Origin of the sequence: Pseudosulfitobacter pseudonitzschiae (assembly GCF_002222635.1) — a bacterium.
Taxonomy (GTDB): Bacteria; Pseudomonadota; Alphaproteobacteria; order Rhodobacterales; family Rhodobacteraceae; genus Pseudosulfitobacter; species Pseudosulfitobacter pseudonitzschiae_A.
In genome coordinates this window covers 2,533,703-2,553,679 of the sequence record NZ_CP022415.1, presented here as the reverse complement: position 1 = coordinate 2,553,679, position 19,977 = coordinate 2,533,703, and the positions used below count along the sequence as shown (strand labels likewise).

General features: G+C 59.8%; 19 protein-coding genes. 14 read left to right on the top strand and 5 right to left on the bottom strand.

What is annotated here, in order from left to right; genetic code table 11:
* Positions 1-9: 9 nt before the first annotated feature.
* From SULPSESMR1_RS12420 to SULPSESMR1_RS12410, 3 genes are all read right to left on the bottom strand, one after another.
* The gene (locus SULPSESMR1_RS12420) at positions 10-987 is read right to left on the bottom strand and encodes an ABC transporter permease (protein ID WP_089421112.1); all 978 of its coding nucleotides are present in this window, start codon (positions 985-987) and stop codon (positions 10-12) included.
* A 74-nt stretch (positions 988-1,061) separates the two neighbouring features.
* Positions 1,062-2,606: an ABC transporter substrate-binding protein gene (locus SULPSESMR1_RS12415; RefSeq protein ID WP_089421111.1), complete on the bottom strand. Its 1,545-nt coding sequence runs from the start codon at positions 2,604-2,606 to the stop codon at positions 1,062-1,064.
* A gap of 64 nt (positions 2,607-2,670) precedes the next feature.
* The gene (locus SULPSESMR1_RS12410) at positions 2,671-3,498 is read right to left on the bottom strand and encodes a class II aldolase/adducin family protein (RefSeq protein WP_089421110.1); all 828 of its coding nucleotides are present in this window, start codon (positions 3,496-3,498) and stop codon (positions 2,671-2,673) included.
* Positions 3,499-3,652: 154 nt separating this feature from the next.
* Here SULPSESMR1_RS12410 and SULPSESMR1_RS12405 point away from each other — a divergent pair, with 154 nt between their 5' ends.
* Genes SULPSESMR1_RS12405 through SULPSESMR1_RS12395 form a run of 3 tightly spaced genes read left to right on the top strand, consistent with a single transcriptional unit; the run spans position 3,653 to position 6,804 of the window.
* On the top strand, positions 3,653-4,348 hold the full coding sequence (locus tag SULPSESMR1_RS12405; RefSeq protein ID WP_089421109.1) for a GntR family transcriptional regulator: 696 nt from the start codon (positions 3,653-3,655) through the stop codon (positions 4,346-4,348).
* Positions 4,345-5,379, top strand: coding sequence for a histone deacetylase family protein (locus tag SULPSESMR1_RS12400; RefSeq protein WP_089421108.1), 1,035 nt, complete (start codon positions 4,345-4,347; stop codon positions 5,377-5,379). Before SULPSESMR1_RS12405 ends, SULPSESMR1_RS12400 begins: the two co-directional genes overlap by 4 nt.
* A 42-nt stretch (positions 5,380-5,421) precedes the next feature.
* Positions 5,422-6,804 (top strand): aspartate aminotransferase family protein, encoded by a 1,383-nt coding sequence (locus SULPSESMR1_RS12395; protein ID WP_089421107.1) that lies wholly within the window; start codon positions 5,422-5,424, stop codon positions 6,802-6,804.
* Positions 6,805-6,915: 111 nt separating this feature from the next.
* Here the strand turns inward: SULPSESMR1_RS12395 and SULPSESMR1_RS12390 are convergent, their stop codons facing one another.
* Positions 6,916-8,199, bottom strand: coding sequence for a serine hydrolase domain-containing protein (locus tag SULPSESMR1_RS12390; RefSeq protein ID WP_089421106.1), 1,284 nt, complete (start codon positions 8,197-8,199; stop codon positions 6,916-6,918).
* 192 nt (positions 8,200-8,391) lie between these two features.
* Between SULPSESMR1_RS12390 and ribB the strand changes: the two genes are divergently transcribed.
* The 4 genes from ribB to SULPSESMR1_RS12370 are packed head-to-tail and all read left to right on the top strand — an operon-like array spanning position 8,392 to position 11,514.
* The gene (gene ribB / locus SULPSESMR1_RS12385) at positions 8,392-9,531 is read left to right on the top strand and encodes a 3,4-dihydroxy-2-butanone-4-phosphate synthase (RefSeq protein ID WP_089421105.1); all 1,140 of its coding nucleotides are present in this window, start codon (positions 8,392-8,394) and stop codon (positions 9,529-9,531) included.
* Entirely contained in the window at positions 9,531-10,082 is a 552-nt protein-coding gene (locus SULPSESMR1_RS12380; protein WP_089421104.1) for a 6,7-dimethyl-8-ribityllumazine synthase, read from the top strand. The genes ribB and SULPSESMR1_RS12380 overlap by 1 nt, the downstream gene beginning before the upstream one ends.
* Positions 10,079-10,546, top strand: coding sequence for a transcription antitermination factor NusB (nusB, locus tag SULPSESMR1_RS12375; RefSeq protein WP_089421103.1), 468 nt, complete (start codon positions 10,079-10,081; stop codon positions 10,544-10,546). The genes SULPSESMR1_RS12380 and nusB overlap by 4 nt, the downstream gene beginning before the upstream one ends.
* The gene (locus SULPSESMR1_RS12370) at positions 10,546-11,514 is read left to right on the top strand and encodes an NADPH:quinone oxidoreductase family protein (RefSeq protein WP_089421102.1); all 969 of its coding nucleotides are present in this window, start codon (positions 10,546-10,548) and stop codon (positions 11,512-11,514) included. The genes nusB and SULPSESMR1_RS12370 overlap by 1 nt, the downstream gene beginning before the upstream one ends.
* On the opposite strand, the gene SULPSESMR1_RS12365 is transcribed toward SULPSESMR1_RS12370, so the two are convergent.
* Positions 11,501-12,478: a DMT family transporter gene (locus SULPSESMR1_RS12365; protein ID WP_089421101.1), complete on the bottom strand. Its 978-nt coding sequence runs from the start codon at positions 12,476-12,478 to the stop codon at positions 11,501-11,503. The two genes, SULPSESMR1_RS12370 and SULPSESMR1_RS12365, sit on opposite strands and share 14 nt — an antisense overlap.
* Positions 12,479-12,576: 98 nt before the next feature.
* Between SULPSESMR1_RS12365 and SULPSESMR1_RS12360 the strand changes: the two genes are divergently transcribed.
* From SULPSESMR1_RS12360 to uvrC, 7 genes are all read left to right on the top strand, one after another.
* On the top strand, positions 12,577-13,113 hold the full coding sequence (locus SULPSESMR1_RS12360; protein WP_089421100.1) for a CoxG family protein: 537 nt from the start codon (positions 12,577-12,579) through the stop codon (positions 13,111-13,113).
* Positions 13,114-13,225: 112 nt separating this feature from the next.
* Positions 13,226-14,155 carry an ABC transporter ATP-binding protein gene (locus SULPSESMR1_RS12355; protein WP_089421099.1) on the top strand — a complete coding sequence of 310 codons (930 nt, stop codon included), beginning with the start codon at positions 13,226-13,228 and terminating at the stop codon, positions 14,153-14,155.
* On the top strand, positions 14,152-14,913 hold the full coding sequence (locus tag SULPSESMR1_RS12350; protein WP_089421098.1) for an ABC transporter permease: 762 nt from the start codon (positions 14,152-14,154) through the stop codon (positions 14,911-14,913). Before SULPSESMR1_RS12355 ends, SULPSESMR1_RS12350 begins: the two co-directional genes overlap by 4 nt.
* 48 nt (positions 14,914-14,961) lie before the next feature.
* Positions 14,962-15,759: a S49 family peptidase gene (locus SULPSESMR1_RS12345; RefSeq protein WP_089421097.1), complete on the top strand. Its 798-nt coding sequence runs from the start codon at positions 14,962-14,964 to the stop codon at positions 15,757-15,759.
* 171 nt (positions 15,760-15,930) lie between these two features.
* Positions 15,931-16,929 carry a calcium/sodium antiporter gene (locus SULPSESMR1_RS12340; protein WP_198362796.1) on the top strand — a complete coding sequence of 333 codons (999 nt, stop codon included), beginning with the start codon at positions 15,931-15,933 and terminating at the stop codon, positions 16,927-16,929.
* 19 nt (positions 16,930-16,948) lie between these two features.
* Positions 16,949-17,728, top strand: coding sequence for an SDR family oxidoreductase (locus SULPSESMR1_RS12335; protein ID WP_089421096.1), 780 nt, complete (start codon positions 16,949-16,951; stop codon positions 17,726-17,728).
* A 334-nt stretch (positions 17,729-18,062) separates the two neighbouring features.
* On the top strand, positions 18,063-19,937 hold the full coding sequence (gene uvrC / locus SULPSESMR1_RS12330; protein ID WP_089421095.1) for an excinuclease ABC subunit UvrC: 1,875 nt from the start codon (positions 18,063-18,065) through the stop codon (positions 19,935-19,937).
* Positions 19,938-19,977 lie beyond the last annotated feature (40 nt).

Here is a 19,977-nt window from a genome sequence, read left to right as displayed (position 1 = left end):
GGGTACTCCTTATGCCTTGTGCCCGATGCGGGGGTCAATCAGCCGGTAGACGATATCGGTGATGATGTTGAAAATGATGACCATCGCCGCAGAGACAAGAAACACACCGAGGATGGTGTTGTAGTCGCGTGCGGCAAGGCTCTCGAACATCAGGCGGCCGATGCCGGGCCATGCAAAGACGGTCTCGGTCAGCACGGCACCGCCGACCAGTTGACCGGCCTGAAGCCCCGCCAGCGTGACCACAGGCAGCAGCGCATTGCGCAGGATATGGCGGCGTCGGATGGTGGCAGGGGCCAAACCCTTGGCGCGTGCGGTTTTGACAAAATCCTGCTGCGCCACTTCCAGCATCGAGGCACGGGTCATCCGCATGTAAACCGCCATAAAGAACAGGCCTAAGGTCAGCGCGGGCAGGATCAGGTGTTTGAGAATGTCGATAGCGCGGTCAAATCCGCCATAGCCGCTGCCAACGGTTTCATAGCCAAATCCGGGCAACCAGCCCAGTTGCACCGAAAACACCAGCACTGCCATCAACGCAGCCCAATAGAGCGGAGTGGCATAGAACAGCAGCGCCGTACCCGTTATCAGGCTGTCGGTGAATTTGCCCACACGTGCGGATGCGGCAACTCCCAGCGCCACACCTGCAAGCAGCGAAATCCAGAACGCGGTCAGCGTCAGGATCAGTGTGGCAGGCAGCCGTTCAAGGATTAGATCCAGCACCGGTGCGCCCTGACGGAAGGAATAGCCAAGGTCGAGGGTCAGGATATTGCCCACATAGGTAAAAAGCTGGACGTAAAGAGGCTTATCAAGACCGAACTGCGCGCGCAGGTCGGCGATCATTTGTTCGTCTGCTGCGCCCGCTTCACCCGCCAGCACGGCTGCCGGATCTCCCGGTGCGGCGTGGATCAGGAAAAAGTTCAGCACAGCAATGGCAAGAAGCGTCAGCGCCGCCTTGAGCAGTCGCCCAAGGATCGTTCCGGCAATGGCCATGAGATCACCTTAAATCTTGTGTCACCCCGAAGGGCGGGGAGACGGGGCCCGAAGGCCCCGCCCGGGAGAAGATTTTACTGTTCGATCCAGGCGTCGCGCAGCCCGTCGTTCAGGCCGATGCCCGTGGTGATCAGGTTCTTGATGTTGCAGCGGTAGATGGTGGGAAACTCGATTTCCAACAGCCAAGCGACGGGAACGTCCTCGACGATCTGTTGCTGGATTTCGGTATACATCTCTTGCCGCTTTTCGTTGTCGGGCTCGATTGCGGCAGCCGCCCACATCTTGTCCAACTCGGGGTTTTCATATCCCTCGACGTTGTTCCACGGGCTGCCCTTTTTGATCTGGTCAGCGGTATAGTTCCGCGCCACACCCAATGCGGGGTCGCCGTATTGGTACAGATAGGTAAAGGCCATGTCATAGTCCCAGCTGGCCGTCTTCTCGTTCCAACCCGCAACATCGGCTGAATCGATGTCAACTTTGATGCCGACCTCTTCGAGGTTCTGCTTTACCGCCTCGGCCCAACGCTGCCATGTCTCGCCATAGGGCAGGGGCAACACGCGCACCGGTGTGCCGTCATAGTTCATCTCCGCCAGCAGTTCCTTGGCCTTTTCAGGGTCATGCGGGTACTGCGGAACATCATCGGTATAGAAGTTTGTCTTGGACGACACAGGGCCGGTTGGCACTGTGCCAAAGCCGTTCCAGACCACGTCTTTTACAAATTCGCGATCCAGTGCGAACATGACGGCTTGGCGGAAACGCTTGTCTGCGGTCGGCCCTTCGCGGTTGTTCAGCCACATCCATGCGTGGGGCGCAAAGAATTCCCAGCCCTTGGAAGTGGAGCACACGCCGTCCATCTCGGTCAGCCGTTTCACATCCCAGTTTTCGACCGCGCCACCGGGCAGGACAGAGACTTCACCGGTCTCGAAGGCCACAGCACGCGAGGCCGCGTCGGGCACCACGCGGTAATACAGGTCTTCGATGTGTGGCAGACCGTCGATGTAGTAGTCATCGTTCTTGGTCAGATGGATATAGCTGCCTTTGCTCCATTCGACGAACTTGTAGGGGCCGGTGCCGATGGGCGTGGCGTTCATCTCGTTGGTGGCATAATCCGTGCCTTCGTAGATGTGCTTGGGCACAATCGGCATCGAGCCTGCCTCGAAGGCGTTTATGAACGGGCCATAAGGCTCTTTCATATTGATCACGACGGTGTTGGCGTCAGGCGCATCGACGCTTTCCACATGGCTGAAGGCCGCGCGGAAACGCGCATGGTTGTCTTGCAGGAACTTGGTGGTAAACACCACGTCCTCGGCAGAGAACGGCGTGCCGTCATGCCATGTGACACCCTCGTTCAGATGGAACGTATAAGTCATGCCGTCTTCCGCAATCTCCCAGCTTTTCGCCAGCGAGGGTTGCGGTTCAAGGTCGGTGTTGTACCGCAGCAGACCCTCGTAAATCTGGCCCGCGACCATCTGGGTGGGACCGTTCTGCACAAGGCCCAGCATCAGGCCGGGTGGCTCGGGTTGTACGATCAGGTCAAGACGCCCGCCGTCTTGTTGCGCCGCGGCGCCGGTGGCCAGCATCGCGGCCACAAGGAATGTTGTCAGTTTCAGATGTTTCATAGTGATCGTCCCTGTTGGTTTGGGGTGACGGTTTGCCCGCTTTTGCGCAGGTCTGGGTTATGGATCAGTCGGCATAGGCCGGTGCCTGCCGGTCAAGCTGCCGCAGCATGGCGTCCCATTCGGGATCGACACCGGCAGCTTCGGTTTTATCATAGGCGCGGGCATATTGCGCCGCTGTGTGAGCGGCGACGTCGTCAGGCAATAGAATTGGCGTCAGCCCTGTGGACAGTGCCGCAATCTGTGCCTTGCACGAGCGTTCGAGATTGAACGCCAGCTTGACCGCCTCGGCGACAGAGCGCCCGCAGATCAGCGTGCCGTGGCTGCGCAAGAGCATCACGTTAAGATCACCAAGGTCGGCCACGATGCGCGCACGCTCTTCCAGATTCAGCGCGATACCTTCGTAGTCATGAAAGGCGATGGCCCCGTGAAACTGTGCCGACCACTGGTTCAGCGACAGCAGCCCCTCTTGCAGCGAACTGATGGCCACACCGGCGACGGTGTGCGTGTGCAGGACACAGGCAGCGTCATGTCGCGCCATGTGGACAGCCGAGTGAATGGTGAAGCCCGCAGCGTTCACACCTGCGCCGTACGGGTCGTCAATGATGGCACCGGTTTCGTCCACCGTCACAAGGTTCGAGGCGGTGACTTCGTCGAACATCAGGCCATATGGGTTCAGCAAGAACCGTTTGCTGCCCGAAGGTCCGTCCGGCAGGCGGGCCGAGATATGTGTGAAGATGCTATCATCCATCCCCTTGAGCGCGATCAGCCGATAGGCCGCAGCAAGGTCGATGCGAATCTGCCCCTCGTCCGTAGCATCACGGGGCGCGCGGGTCGGGGTGCCACCACCAATGGAAATGGTTTCTTCGGTCCTGGGCTGCGCGGTTGTCGCCATAGCGTCGGCCTTTCCACAAGAAGGTATATCTGTGGGGACAGAAGATTGACTCGAAGGCGGTGAGTCAAGAAGATTGTCGACAAACGACAAATCATCAGATACCAAAATCGGGTAAAGCTGGGGATTTGGGCAATGCTGTTTTGCGGAGAAAAAAGTGTTGGCTGAGCACAGCGGATTTGTTCCACTCAATCGCGATGGACTTGTGGACCGGGTCGCCAAAACTTTGGTCGATGCGATTTTGTCGGGGGGAATACCCTCGGGCGCACGGCTGGCCGAATCGACCATTGCCCGCCAGATGGACCTTAGCCGCGCCCCCGTGCGAGAGGCGCTGCGGCTGCTGGAATCCTCGGGGTTGGTCGAATACCGGACCAACCGCGGTTTCTTTGTCAAAGTCGTGTCTGCGGTGTCGGTCTCGGACCTTTACGATCTGCGTATCCTGCTGGAAACCGCAGCCATCCGGCGACTGACCGAAACCAACGCCGAAGCGGCCCTGCCCGCATTGCGTGCCCAAGTTGCAGAGTTGCACAGGCTGGCGGACGAAGAGGCCGATCTGATGGCGCATGTCTCGGCGGATATGCAGTTTCACAGGCTGATCTGCGAAAGCTCGGGTAACTTGCGGTTTTTACAGCTTTTTGACCAGATTGCGAACGAAACCAAGCTGGGGTTGCTGGTGATCGGACGGCTTTACGACGATTCGCACCAAATGGCCGAAACGCACGAGCCGATCGTCGAGGCCATCGCGCTGCACGATGCGGACCGCGCGGTTGCAGCCATCAGCTATCATATTAGCGTCGCCAAAGAGTTGGTGACGCAGCATTTTTTCGACCAGCAGGAAAGTAAACCGGAATGAAGTGCTTTTACGCCAAAACCACCGAGTCGCACGACCCTGTGTTTCGCCTTTATTTGGGTGTCATTGCCCGCAACGCCGAACAGGCCGAGCGGGCGCAGTTGCTGCTGGCGGGGCTTGACCGACTGGACATGCCGGTGACCGAGCCGGGCCGCGCGCCGCGCGCCCTGCTGGAAAAGGTTCACACGCCTGAACTTCTGGCCTTTCTGGAAACCGGTTGGGACCAGTGGAAGGCGCTGGACGGGGCCGGCCCCGAGGTGGTGCCGAACGTGCATGCACTGAATTCCGAGCGCACCTACCCCAGTCATATCGTGGGCAAGGCAGGTTGGCACATGGGCGACACGTCCGCGCCACTGGGCAAGAACTCGTGGGAGGCGACATTGGGTGCCGCCGCTGCCGCGCATGATGCTGCACAGGCAGTGATCGGCGGGGACGACGTGGCCTATGCGCTGTGCCGTCCGCCGGGGCATCACAGCTCTGCCGACATTGTGGCGGGGCACTGCATGATCAATTGCGCCGCTGTCGCCGCCGAAGCCTTGCGCGAGACCTATGGCCGTGTCGCGATTCTTGATATCGACGTGCACCACGGCAACGGCACGCAGGACATCTTTTACGAGCGTGACGATGTGCTGTTCGTGTCGGTTCACGCAACGCCGCAAACCTATTATCCGTTCTTCGTGGGCTACGCACACGAAACCGGACGGGGCGCAGGCGACGGGTACAATCTGAATATCCCGTTGCCGCAGAGTACGGGTGACGATGGTTGGTGCGAAGCTGTGGCTTCGGGGCTTGACCGCGTGGTCGCGTTCAAGCCTGATGCGCTAGTTGTCAGCCTTGGGTTGGATGCGCATGAAAACGACCCCCTGAAAGGGTTACAGGTCACCTTTGACGGCTTTTCGCGCGTGGGTGGTATGATCGCCGCCGCCGGATTGCCCACTGTTCTGGTTCAGGAGGGCGGATACCTTTCGCCGGATCTGACCACATCGCTTGTCGCATTTCTAGCCGGATACACCGGACGGGACATGCAATTCTGAAACTGGCGTGCCTTACGCCGCCTAGATCTACGGGAAGTCAAAATGAACACGCGTTCCAACTCGCTGCACGAAACCGACATTGCCTATCAACTGCACCCCTATACCAATGCACGGGTACACGAAGAACAGGGGCCAATGATCATCACCAAGGGTGACGGCTGCTATGTCTATGACAGCGAGGGCAAAAAGTACCTCGAAGGGCTGGCTGGCCTGTGGTCGGTCGCGGTCGGTTTTTCCCAGCCGCGGCTGGTCGAGGCGGCGGCCAAGCAGATGTCCGAACTGCCCTATATCCAGAACTTTGCCCACAAGGCGCACGCGCCGGGCATCCTGCTGGCCGAAAAGCTGGTGGAAATGACGCCCGAGCATCTGACCAAAGTTTTTTACACCAACTCGGGTTCCGAAGCGAACGACACGGTGGTGAAATTCGTCTGGTTCATGAACAATATGCTGGGCCGCCCGAAAAAGAAGAAATTCCTTGCCCGCAACAAGGGGTATCACGGTATCACCATCGCCTCGGGTTCGCTGACCGGCCTGCCAGGCAACCAGCGCGGCTTTGACCTGCCTGCGATTCCCGTCGTGCACCTGACCTGCCCGCATCACTATCGCTGGGCGCATGAGGGCGAAAGCGAGACTGAATTCACCGCGCGCCTGCTGAAAGAGGCCGAGGACACCATCCTTGCGGAAGACCCCGATACAATCGCGGCTTTCATCGGTGAACCGGTCATGGGTGCGGGTGGCGTGATGACCCCGCCCGAAGGGTATTGGCCGGGGATCGAGGCGCTGTGCCGCAAATACGATATTCTGCTGGTCTCGGACGAGGTTATCAACGGATTTGGTCGCACCGGCCAGCCCTTCGGCTGTCAGACCTACGGCTTTACGCCCGACATTCTGGTGACGTCGAAACAGCTGACATCGTCCTATATGCCGCTGGCGGCGATCCTGATGACCGATGCGGTTTATCAGGTGATTGCGGATTACACCGCAGAGCTGGGCACGCTGGGACACGGGTTTACCGCAGGGGGCAACCCGGTGGCCTGTGCCGTCGGCATCGAAAACCTGAACATCATTCAGGAAGAAGACCTGATGGGCAACGCGGCGCGTCTGGCGGACCGGCTGCAATCGGGTTTGCGGGCGTTCTCGGACCATTCGCTGGTGGGTGAAGTGCGTGGCATCGGCCTGATCGCGGGTGTCGAACTGGTGCGCGACAAGGCGACCAAGGCGTCGTTCGAACCCGCTGGCAAGATTGCGGCCATGACGGCCAAGTTTGCGGCCGAAGAGGGTCTGATTATCCGCAACATCTACGAGACAATCGGGATCTGCCCACCGTTGATCATCACCGAGGCGCAGATTGACGAGTTGCTTGAAAAGCTGGGGCGGGCACTGGACCGGACGCTGGAATGGGCGCAGGCTGAAGGGCTGAAGTAAGCCGCCGCGCGGGTTTTGGGGGCTCTGCCCCCGCGCCTGCGGCGCTCCCCCGGAGTTTGTCTGGCAAGATGAAGAAAAGGCCCTGCGCGGATGTGCAGGGCCTTTGCCGGTTCAGTCGTCAGCGCGGCTGTCTGCGATGGTCGAGAAAGCCAGATTCTTGAAGATCATGCGCAGCGGGCCACGGTTGGCCGGTGACTGGATCATCAGCAACGCAATCATGTCTTCTTGCGGGTCGGCGTAATAGCCTGTGCCTGCAGCGCCGCCCCAGTTGTAGTCGCCAGCCGTGCCAAAGGACGGTGCGTTGCCGTCGTCAAGACGCACCGCATAGCCAAGACCAAAGCCGTAGCCGGGGCCGGGCAGGTAGTATTTGCCGGGTGTGATGCCTTCGAGGTGATTGGAGGTCATCAGTTGCACTGTTTTGGGCGACAAAAGACGGGTGCCGTTCAGTTCGCCCCCGTTCAGCATCATTTGCGCGAACTTGGCATAGTCATGAACCGTGGACATCAGACCGCCGCCGCCCGACTGGTTGGGTTTGCGCACGCGTGGATCGAAAACGTCGCTTTCGCCCAGTTTGGCCTGATCGGAGAAGGGTTCGGCGATGCGCGCGTGGTCCGCTTCGTCATCCACGTAAAAGGTGGTGTCGGTCATACCGAGCGGGTCGAATATGCGGGCGGTCATGAACTCTTCGAGGGTTTGGCCCGAGACGGTCTCGACCACGGCACCCAGCACATCGGTCGAGCGCGAATATTCCCAAGTGGTGCCCGGATCATGTTCCAGTGGCAGGCTGGCCAGCAGATTGGCCTGTTCGATGCCGGTGTTTTCGGACGACCAGACGTCGGCGGCATTATAGGCATCGCGCGCAGGGCCCGTGCCGAAAAAGCCGTAGGTCAGCCCCGAGGTGTGGCGCATCAGGTCGCGCACGGTCATGGCGCTTTTGGCGGGACGGGTGACCGCCTTGCCCTCGGCGTCGGTTTCGCCGGTGACCACGGTCATGTCTTTGAAGGCGGGCAGGTAGGTGGCCACTGGCGCTTCCAGCAGCAGGCGACCTTCTTCCACCAGCATCATCGCGGCGACCGTGGTGATCGGTTTGGTCATCGAATAGATGCGGAAAATCGCGTCTTCGCTCATCGGCGCGCCGTCGGGCGTGCGTTTGCCCAAGGTAGACAGGTGCGCGATCTGGCCGTCGCGGATCAGCATGAGAACGGCGCCGGGGGTCATTCCCTTGTCGATCAGCGCGCCAAAGGTGGCGTCCAAGCGAGCCAGGCGCGCAGGGTCAAAACCCAGTTCGGCGGCATCACCGCGTGGCAGATCCTCGGCCAGTGTGCTTGTGACGCTGGCAAATGCGGTGGCAATAGCAAAGGCCCCGACGGCAAAGCCGGTTTTCAGTCGATTCATGATAGTTCCTCCCAATTGGTGCGCCCTGAGGGGGCAGCCCCCCAAGCCTAGGCGGTCGGGGCCGTTTGTGGCAAATAACCTTGCGGCATCATCTCATGCGCAATTTTGCACGAGCTTATGTGGAGTAGCCCGCACTGGCGTTTTGTCACCACAGGGCTTATCTGCCGGATAACACATTCAAGGGAGGCCCACATGCCCGACAGCAAGACATATGAAACGCCCGGCCCCGTCGAAGGCGGCTTTGCGGGCGCGATCAGCCCCATCGAGGAAATCATCGAGGCCGCGCGGGCGGGGCAGATGTTTATTCTGGTCGACCACGAAGACCGCGAGAACGAAGGCGATCTGGTGATTCCCGCAGGCTTTGCCGATGCCAAGGCGGTGAACTTCATGGCGACGCACGGGCGCGGGCTGATCTGTCTGACGCTGCCGGCCGAACGGATCGAGGAACTGGGCCTGCCGATGATGGCGATGCACAATTCATCGCGGCACGAGACCGCCTTTACTGTCAGCATCGAGGCGCGCGAGGGCGTGAGCACCGGCATTTCCGCCGCCGACCGTGCGCTGACAGTGGCCACAGCCATCAACCCGCAGGCCGGTGCGGCGGACATCGCGACACCGGGCCATGTGTTTCCGCTGCGCGCCCGCCCCGGTGGTGTGCTGGTGCGCGCCGGTCACACCGAGGCAGGCTGTGACGTGGCGCGATTGGCCGGACATTACCCCGCATCGGTGATCTGCGAGATCATGAAGCCCGACGGTGAAATGGCACGGCTGCCCGATCTGGTGGACTATGCGGCCGAGCACGGGCTGAAGATCGGCGCGATCAGCGATCTGATCGCCTATCGTCGTCGTCACGACAATCTGGTCGACCAGACCGATGCGCGCATGGTCACGTCGGAATTCGGCGGCGAATGGGACATGCGGATATTCACTGACCAGACTTTCGGCATTGAACATGTGGCATTGATCAAGGGCGACATTACCACACCCGAACCGGTGCTGGTGCGCACGCACGCGCTGGATGTGTCAACCGATGTTCTGGGGCTTGGTCCGACCCCTGCCAGCGAACTGCCGCGCGCGATGGAGATCATTGCGCAGGAAGGGCGGGGCATTGTTTGTCTGTTCCGCCAGCCGCGCAAGACGCTGACTGACAAGGAGGCCGACGAAGACGGTCCGCGCACGGTCAAGAACACCGGACTTGGTGCGCAGATCCTGTCCAATCTGGGGGTGAATCAACTGGTCCTGCTGACCGATCACCCGCAAACACGCTATGTCGGGCTGGATTCGTACAATCTGGAAATCACGGGCACACGCCCGATCATGGGAGACGCCTGATGGCCGGAACCGAGCAACATTACGTCCTTGACCGCCCTGCATTTGACCGGCCTGTGAAAATCTTGATTGTCGTATCGCCCTATTACAAGGACATCGCAGACAATCTGGTGGCCGGTGCCAAGGCCGAGATCGAAGCCGCAGGCGGCACTTGGGATCTGGTTGAAATGCCCGGAGCGTTGGAAATTCCCACCGCTATCGGCATCTCGGACCGCGCGTCGAATTTTGACGGCTATGTGGCGCTGGGCTGTGTCATTCGGGGCGAGACAAGTCATTACGAAACCGTGTGCAACGACAGCAGTCGTGCGCTGCAATTGCTGGGCTTGCAGGGACTGTGTATCGGCAACGGCATCCTGACGGTCGAAAACCGCAAGCAGGCCGAAGTGCGCGCCGACACCAAGGGCCAGAACAAGGGCGGCGGGGCTGCTGCTGCGGCCTTGCATCTTGTCGCGCTCGCCCGTAAGTGGCGGGGCCAAAGCAAAGGCATCGGGTTCAAACCGGCCTCTGAGAACATCCTGCTTGCAGGCGATACAGACGGATCCACGACAGCATGACCCTTTCGGGCAATCAAAAACGCAAAATGCGCTCGGCTTCGCGGCTATATGCAGTGCAGGCGCTGTTCCAGATGGAACATTCCAGCATGACCGTCGAGGCGGTGCGGCGCGAGTTTCTGGACCACCGTTTCGGTGCGATCTATGAAGGCGACGAGATGCAAGAGGGCGACCCCGACCATTTCGCGCGCGTGTTGGAAGATGCGGTGAACTATCAGGCGTCCATCGACCAGATGACCGACCGTGCGCTGGTGGCGAAATGGCCGATTGCACGGATCGACCCGACGCTGCGGGCACTGTTCCGCGCGGCAGGGGCCGAGTTTCGCGACACCGGCACGCCGCCCAAGGTGGTGATTGTCGAATATGTCGATGTGGCGAAAGCGTTCTTTCCCGATGGCAAGGAACCCAGCTTTGTGAATGCGGTTCTGGACCACATGGCGCGTGAGGCGCGGCCCGAGGCATTCTGATGCGTGCGATGCAGGTCACGGCGCTGGGTGCGCCGCTGGAACTGCATGACATCGCCCTGCCGGAACCTGCGGCGGGCGAAGTACGGGTGCGGGTGCTGGCCTGCGGTCTGAATTTTGCCGATACGCTGGTTCAGATTGGAAAATATCAGGAAAAATTTGACCTGCCCGTGACACCGGGGATGGAGCTGTGCGGCGTAATCGATGCGCTTGGCGAAGGTGTGCGCGGGCTGGGCATTGGCCAGCGGGTTGCGGCCAATCCGGGGCATGGCGGTCTGGCGGATTATGCCGTGGTGCCCGCCAGTGCCTGTGTGCCGATTTCCGACGATATGCCGGACGCGGATGCGGCGGCCTTTCTGGTGGCCTATGCCAGCAGTCACATGGCGCTGGACCACCGCGCACATCTGCAAGCTGGTGAACGGTTGTTGGTGTTGGGTGCCTCTGGCGGCGTCGGCCTGACGGCGGTCGAGTTGGGCAAGCTGATGGGCGCCGAGGTCATCGCCTGTGCCCGTGGTGCCGAAAAGCTGGAGATTGCCCGCGCCGCAGGGGCTGATCATCTGATCGACAGTGATAGCGATGATCTGCGCGAGGCGGTGCTGGCGTTGGGCGGTGCCGATGTGGTCTATGATCCGATTGGCGGTGATCTGTTCACGGCTGCCTTGCGCGCCTGCAACCCCGAGGCGCGCATCCTGCCCATCGGTTTTGCCAGCGGCACGGTGCCGCAAATTCCCGCCAATATCCTGCTGGTGAAGAACCTGACGGTGATCGGGTTCTATGTCGGCGGCTACAAACGCTTTGCCCCCGACGTGCTGACGCGCAGCTTTGCGCGGTTGATTGCGTGGTATAACGCGGGCCAGTTGCGTCCCCATGTCAGCAATGTGCTGTCGCTGGAGCAGGCCAACGACGGTCTGGACCTGCTGCGCAGGCGTCAGGCCACTGGCAAAGTCGTGATCCGGATCAGCGCAGCTTGACCTTGGCGCGTGCGACCATGCGCGCCTTTTTCTGTTCGCGCAGGAACACGAACAACCCCGACGACAGGATCAGCGTAATGCCGATCCAGACCTCAAGCACCGGCAATTCCGAAAAGACCGCCCAGCCCCAGAGCACCGCCAGCGGCAGGCCCACATATTCGAACGGGGCGACAGTCGCCGCGTCTGCCATCCGGTAGGCTTGTGACAGGCAATAGCCGACCGCAGCCGAGTTCAGCCCCAGTCCGACAAAGGCCCAGATGTCACCGGATGCGGGCCATATCCATGCGCGCAGCAAAAACAGCACCGAGGCGTTGGTCGATCCTTCGGCAAAGCGTCCGTCTCCGGCGATGGCGAAAAACGCCAGCGACACCAGAATGAACATCACCTGAATATAGACCGACAGGGCGCTGGCCTTGCTGGTCACGCCCAGTTTGCGGGTCATCAGCTGGTTCAACGCATAGGTCAGCGCCGACAGGACGGGCAGCAACAGCACCAGCCGCGACACATCCAGTTCGCCCGCATCGGCCCAAGGGCGCTGCATGATGACGACACCGACAAAGCCTGCGATCACTGCACCGATGCGCAGGGGCCCGACCTTTTCGCCCAGAACCGGAATGGACAGCAGTGTGATAAACAATGGTGCCGCGAAAAACAGCGCCGTGGCGTCGGCCAGCGGCAGCGCCGCCAGTGCGACGAAATAGGACATATTGGAAATGACAATCAGCAGTCCGCGCACTGCGTGCAACCACGGGGTCGAGGTGCGCAGAATGCCCCAGCCGCCTTCGAGTTGTACAATAAACAGCGTGATCAGTACACCAATGGCCGAGCGGACAAAGACGATCTCGTGCAAGGGATAGCCGCCCGAAAGCTGCTTGATCAGCATATCATTGATCGAAATGCAGAAAATGCCGATCAGGATAAAGAGTATGCCGATGTTGGCGCGATTCTGGGGCTGGGTTGTCATAAATCAGCACTAGCATGATCTTCGCATCTGTCACCCCCTCTTGGCGCAGCAGACGCGCTGGGGTATGACCTGAACATAGTCCAGAGGGAGCCTTCCACATGAAAATGACCGACACACGCCAGATCGACGCCCCGCCCGCCGCTGTTTATGCCGCATTGCTGGACCCCAAGGTACTGCAGGCCTGCGTTCCCGGTGCGCAAGACGTGACCGGATCGCCCGAAGAAGGCTTTGAAGCGACCGTGGTGCAAAAGGTCGGCCCTGTAAAAGCCACGTTCAAGGGGCAGGTGACCCTGTCCGAGATGGTCGAAAACCAATCGCTGACCATCAGCGGCGAAGGCAAAGGCGGTGCCGCAGGCTTTGCCAAGGGCGGCGCGGACGTGCGTGTGACCGAAAAGGATGGCGGCACCGAACTGAGTTATGACGTCGAGGCCAAGGTCGGTGGCAAGCTGGCGCAGCTGGGCAGCCGGATCATCGACGGCTTTGCCAAAAAGATGGCCGACCAGTTTTTTGACAACTTCAAGGCCGCGGTCGAAGGCCCCGCACCCGAAGAGGCGCCCGTTGACAACGCTGACGCCGGCGCTGAGGCTGAAGAACCCAAAAAGGGCTGGTTGGGTCGGCTGACCGGCAAGGACTGACCGCCGCACCGGATGGACAAGGCAGCGGGCGCACAGGTGTCTGTGCGCTGCTGCGCTGGTCATGTTCGGGCATAGGAGCTAGATACATCTTCCGAAGCTGCCGGAGGCCCGCATGTCCACTATCCTAGAAATCCGCAATCTCAAGAAATCCTATGACGACGGGTTCGAAGCGCTGAAAGGCGTGAACCTGTCCATCGAACAGGGTGAAATCATTGCACTGCTGGGCCCGAACGGCGCTGGCAAGACCACGTTGATCTCGGTGGTGTGCGGCATCGCCACACCCACGTCGGGCACTGTGACGGTGGGTGGCCACGACATCGGCACAGATTTTCGCGCCACACGTTCGATGATCGGGCTGGTTCCCCAAGAGGTTGCGCTGGAACCCTTTGAACGGGTCATCAGCACTGTGCGCTTTTCGCGGGGTCTGTTCGGCAAGCGCAGCGACGAAGCGCTGATCGAAAACATCCTGAAACGTCTGTCTTTGTGGGACAAGCGTAACAACCAGATCAAGGAACTGTCGGGCGGCATGAAACGCCGCGTGCTGATCGCCAAGGCACTGGCCCACGAGCCGCGCGTGCTGTTTCTAGATGAACCGACCGCCGGTGTGGATGTCGAGCTGCGCAAGGACATGTGGGACATCGTGGCCGATCTGAAGGCCGACGGGGTGACCATTATTCTGACCACCCACTACATCGAAGAAGCCGAAGCCATCGCCGACCGCATCGGTGTGATTGCCAAGGGCGAGATTCTGTTGGTCGAGGACAAGGACGCGCTGATGCAGCGCATGGGTAAGAAAGAGCTGGAAGTGCAACTGAGCGCACCGTTGGATGCACTGCCCGCAAGCCTGAAGTCGGACGCGCTGCGCCTTGGGCCGGATGGTTCCTGCCTGATTTACACCTACGACACCCGTGCCGAACGCACGGGCATCACCAATCTGCTTAGCGATGTGGCCGCCGAAGGACTGGTGCTGCGTGATGTGGTCACGCGGCAATCCTCGCTTGAAGATATTTTTGTGACTCTGGTCAAAGAGGATGCGGCATGAACTGGACAGCAATCAAGTCGATCTACGTTTTTGAAATGACGCGGTTTTTCCGCACGTTCCTGCAATCTCTTATCTCGCCGGTGCTGTCGACATCGCTGTATTTCGTCGTTTTCGGCGCCGCGATCGGCAGCCGTATCAACGAAGTCGAAGGTGTCAGTTATGCCGCGTTCATCGTGCCGGGGCTGATCATGCTGTCGGTGATGACCCAAGGCATCTCGAACGGGTCATTCGGCATCTATTTCCCCAAGTTCATCGGCACAATCTATGAATTGCTGTCGGCGCCCGTGAATTTTCTGGAAATTGTTCTGGGCTATGTGGGGGCAGCGGCGACCAAGGCGATGTTTATCGGCACGATCATCCTGATCACCGCGTTTTTCTTTGTCGACCTCCAGATTCTGCACCCCGGTGCGATGGTGCTGTTTCTGGTGCTGACCTGCGTCAGCTTTTCGCTGTTCGGGTTCATCATCGGCATTTGGGCCAAGAATTTTGAACAGTTGCAACTGGTGCCCTTGCTGATCGTCACACCCTTGGTTTTTCTTGGCGGATCGTTCTATTCGATTTCGATGCTGCCCCCCGTCTGGCAGGCCATTTCGATGTTCAATCCGGTGGTTTACCTGATCTCGGGCTTTCGCTGGGCGTTCTTTGGCATCGCCGACGTGCCGATTGGCATCAGCCTGCTGGCGATTGCCGCATTTACGACCCTTTGCCTGCTGGTGATCGGCTGGATTTTCCGCACAGGCTGGCGCATTCGGGAATAAAGTGCGCTTGGCCTTGTTTGCCCCGCCTGTGCTGTCTACATCAGCGGTATGAAACGCTTTGTACCCTTTATGAAATCCGGCCCGAGCGTCGCCGTGGTCCGCATGCAAGGTGTGATCGCTGGCGGCACACGCGGCACGTTGAATGACGCCAACCTTGGACCGATCCTTGAAAAAGCGTTCTCGCGGGGCAAGCCGGTGGCTGTCGCGCTGGAAATCAGCTCGCCCGGTGGCAGCCCTGTGCAATCCTCGTTGATCGGGGCGCGCATCCGGCGGCTGGCCGAGGAAAAGAAAATTCCGGTTATCGCCTTTGTCGAAGATGTGGCGGCCTCGGGTGGCTATTGGCTGGCGGCAGCGGCAGACGAGATTTATGCAGACCCTTCATCGGTTGTGGGGTCCGTCGGCGTCATCTCGGCAGGGTTCGGTTTGCACGAGCTGATCGGCCGCTATGGCATTGAACGGCGCGTACATACTGCGGGTAAATCCAAGTCGATGAACGACCCATTTCGCCCCGAAAAGGAAGAGGACGTGGCAAGGCTGGACCGGCTGCTGAACGACATCCACACCAATTTTATCGACCACGTGACCGCGCGGCGCGGGTCCAAACTGGACAGCACCGAAGAACTGTTCACCGGCGAAGTCTGGCTGGCCAAACGCGCCACCGAGTTGGGCCTGATCGACGGCATCGGCCATCTGAAACCGGTTCTCAAAGAGCGTTTCGGTGACAAGGTTCGCTTGCGCCGTTACGGCGTGCGCCGCCCGTTCTGGTCGCGCTTTGGCGCGCAGGTGGTCGAAGATGCGGGCCATATGATCGAAGAACGCGCCGCCTATTCCCGGTTCGGGCTGTAATCCATGCTGCTCAAGATCATAGTTCTGTTTTTTGTCTTTATTGCGGTACTGGGCTTTTTCGGAAAAATGCACTGGTTGGGTGGCAAACGGTTCACCCAGTCCAAATGCACCCGCTGTGGCCGCCACCGCATTGGCACATCTCCCTGTCCCTGTCGTAAAAAAGGCTGATTGATGATCTTGCCGTGGATTCTGTCGGGCCTTGGGCTCGTGATTTTGTTGCTGGCAGGCGATGCGTTGGTGAAGGGGGCGGTTAACCTTAGCCTGCGCTTTGGCGTGCCTGCGCTGATTATCAGTCTGACCATCGTGGCTTTTGGCACTTCGGCGCCCGAGCTGCTGATTTCGATCCGCGCGATCCTTGACGGTGTGCCGAGTTTGGCATTGGGCAATGTCGTGGGGTCGAACACAGCCAACGTGCTGCTGGTGTTGGGCTTGCCTGCGCTGCTGGCGACGATGCACACGTCGGAACATAATACCCGCAAAACCTTTCGTTTTATGCTGGTGGCCACGCTGGTGTTCATCGGGTTGGGCGTGCGCGGGGTCTATGACTGGATTTCGGGGCTGCTCCTGCTGGCGATGCTGGCCTTTGTGCTGACCGACGCCATGCGTCAGGCGCGCTGCCATCGTCGTGCAGGCAAAGCCGAACGCGCCGCCGCCGTTGCCGCAGCTGCCGAAGACCAGGACTTCTGCACCGAAGAAATCGAAGGTGCAGACCCCGACATGAAAATGTGGCGCATTCTGGCCTATCTCGTCGCTGGTCTGGTGGGCTTGCCGTTGGGGGCGGAACTGCTGGTGACCAATGCGACACTGATCGCTGAAACCTATGGGGTCAGCGATACGGTGATCGGTCTGACGCTGGTGGCTGTGGGCACGTCGCTGCCTGAACTGGCCACCACGGTGATGGCGGCCCTGCGTCGTCAGGCAGATGTGGCGCTGGGCAATGTGATCGGGTCGAATATGTTCAACCTGCTGGGCATCATCGGCGTGGCCACGATGGTTGGCCCCATTCCTGTTGATCCGCAATTCTTGACGTTCGATTTTTGGGTCATGCTGGCGTCTGCGCTGTTGCTGCTGCCCTTTGTATATTTCGGGCGTGACATCACGCGGATATGGGGTGTGATCTTGACCGTGCTGTACGTGGCCTATGTGTTGGTCGTATTGTTCTGCATCTGACGCCCCGAAAGGATCGCCCATGACCCGCAGCCTTGTCACCGGTGCCGGCCATCGTCTTGGCCGCGCAATGGCGCTTTACCTTGCCGGGCGAGGTCATGACGTTGCGGTGCATTACGCAACCACATCCGAAGGCGCGGAGGAGGTCGTGGGTCTGATCAGGGATATGGGCCGCAATGCCCTGTCCATACAGGCCGATCTGCTGGACGAGGACGCCACCCAGACGCTGTTCGGGCAGGCGGTCGAGGGGCTGGGCGGGCCGATTACCTGTCTGGTCAACAACGCCTCGATCTTTGAATATGACACCATCCATTCCGCCACCCGCGACCATTGGGACAAGCATATGGGCAGCAACCTGCGCGCGCCTTTTCTGCTGACACAGCGGATGGCGGCCCAAGGGTTGCAGGCCGACACCGACGAGAACGGCGAACCTGTCGCCACGGGGTTGATCGTGAATATGGTCGATCAGCGGGTGCGCAAACTGACGCCGGAATTCATGACCTATACGCTGGCCAAGATGGGTCTGTGGGCGCTGACCCAAACCACGGCGCGCGCATTGGCGCCAGCGATCCGCGTCAATGCCATCGGCCCCGGTCCGACCCTTCAGGGGGCACGGCAAAGCGACGCACATTTTGCCGCGCAGAGGGCGGCGACGATACTGGGGCGTGGGGCCAATCCCACGGACGTTACGGCGGCTTTGGGCTATTTTCTGGATGCTCCTGCCATTACAGGTCAGTTGCTGTGCGTGGATGGCGGACAGCATCTGGCGTGGCACACACCGGACGTTCAAGGTGTGGAATGACACGAATCGGGTACAGTTGCGCAGCCTTGCAACCCCGAGACAAAGAGGCCGCCGCAAAAGTTTTGCACTGCGTTAGGCTTTGTCACAAAACTGTTAAGAAAAGGTGTGTGTTTTCAGAGGTTTGTCGGGTGATTGGGGAAGTTTCATTTAAAAACAACGATGTCAGCGTGTGCCTAAAAAATGAGCAATCCAAGGAAGCCTGCCAAATTCAACGGAAAATCCACGCAGTCGGAAAGTTGTCCAAAGACTTATCCACAGAAACGGTGGACATCAAAATGCTTGTGGGGTGCTTCACTTCTGTTGCAGCCAACCCCTTGGGGGATTCGATCTGAACATGGTGCATGACAGCGATGATACCACTCCGAAAGCCGAGCAGGGCCACAAAGTTATTCAGGCCTATTTGAAGACGATTGACGCCTCGCCCGGTGTGTACCGGATGCTGGATAGCGAAAGCCGCGTGCTTTATGTGGGCAAGGCGCGCAACCTGCGCGCGCGGGTGTCGTCCTATGCGCGGCCCACCGGCCACAGCGCACGGATTTCGCGGATGATCGAAAACACCGCGTCGATGATGTTTCTGACCACACGCACCGAAACCGAAGCGCTGCTGTTGGAACAGAACCTGATCAAGCAGCTTAAACCCAAGTTCAACGTGCTGCTGCGCGACGACAAAAGCTTTCCCAACATTCTGGTCACTGCTGACAGTGATTACCCACAGATCAAAAAACATCGGGGCGCGAAAAAGGAAAAGGGTGCCTATTATGGCCCCTTTGCCAGTGCCGGTGCCGTGAACCGTACGCTGAACCAGTTGCAGCGGGTGTTTTTGCTGCGCGACTGTTCCAATTCCATGTTCGAAAGTCGCTCACGCCCCTGTTTGCAGTATCAGATCAAGCGGTGCAGCGCGCCCTGTGTGGGCAAAATCAGCCCTGAGGACTATCAACAGACCGTGCAGGACGCCGAAAAGTTTCTGTCTGGCAAGTCCACCGATATTCAGGCCCGGTTAGGGCGCGAGATGGCGCAGGCTTCCGAGAATATGGAGTTCGAGCGCGCCGCGGCCCTGCGAGACCGGATCAAGGCGCTGACGCAGGTGCAGACGGCGCAGGGCATCAATCCCAAAAACGTCGACGAGGCGGACATCATCGCCCTGCATCTGGAAAACGGGCAAGCCTGCGTTCAGGTGTTCTTTATTCGTGCGGGGCAGAACTGGGGCAACCACGACTATTACCCGCGTGTGGGGGCAGATGTGGACGCGGCCGAAGTGCTGGAAGCCTTTGTCGGGCAATTCTATGATACCCGCGAACCGCCGCGCCAGTTGATCTTGTCCAATCAGGTCGAGAACCCCGACCTTATGGCCGACGCGTTGACGCAGAAATTGGGCCGTAAGGTTGAATTGCTGGTGCCCCAGCGCGGCGAAAAGGCTGAACTGATCGATAGCGCCCTGCGCAACGCCCGCGAAAGTCTGGCACGCAAGATGGCCGAAACCGCGACGCAGACACGTCTGTTACAAGGGGTGGCAGATGCATTCGATTTGCCGAAAACCCCCGCGCGTGTCGAGGTTTACGACAACAGCCACATTCAGGGCGCACATGCAGTGGGCGCGATGATCGTCGCAGGCCCCGACGGGTTTATGAAAAACCAGTACCGCAAATTCAACATTCGCGGCGATGAACTGACGCCCGGCGATGACTTTGGTATGATGAAAGAGGTGTTGAACCGTCGATTCAAACGTTTGTTGAAGGAAGACCCGGACCGCACGCGCGGCATGTGGCCCGACCTGCTGTTGATCGACGGCGGCGCGGGGCAGGTCAGTGCCGTGCGAGAGATCATGGAAGACCACGGCGTGGGCGATATTCCGATGGTGGGCGTTGCCAAAGGGTTGGACCGCGACGCGGGCAAGGAAGAATTCCACCGCACCGGCAAAACGGTCAAGGCGCTGCGCCACAATGATCCGGTGTTATACTTCGTCCAGCGGATGCGCGACGAGGCGCACCGTTTTGCCATCGGCACCCACCGCGCAAAGCGCTCCAAGGCTGTGGGCGCCACGCCGCTGGACGATGTGCCCGGCGTAGGTGCAGCCCGCAAGCGTGCGTTGTTGGCGCATTTCGGCTCTGCCAAGGCAGTGGGGCGGGCCAATCTGGCCGATCTCAAGGCTGTTGATGGCGTCTCGGCGGCGCTGGCGCAAAAGATCTATGACTATTTCCAGACAGGATAGGGGCCTGAGCCGAAGGAACGCGGTGTAAATCAGCCGCTTG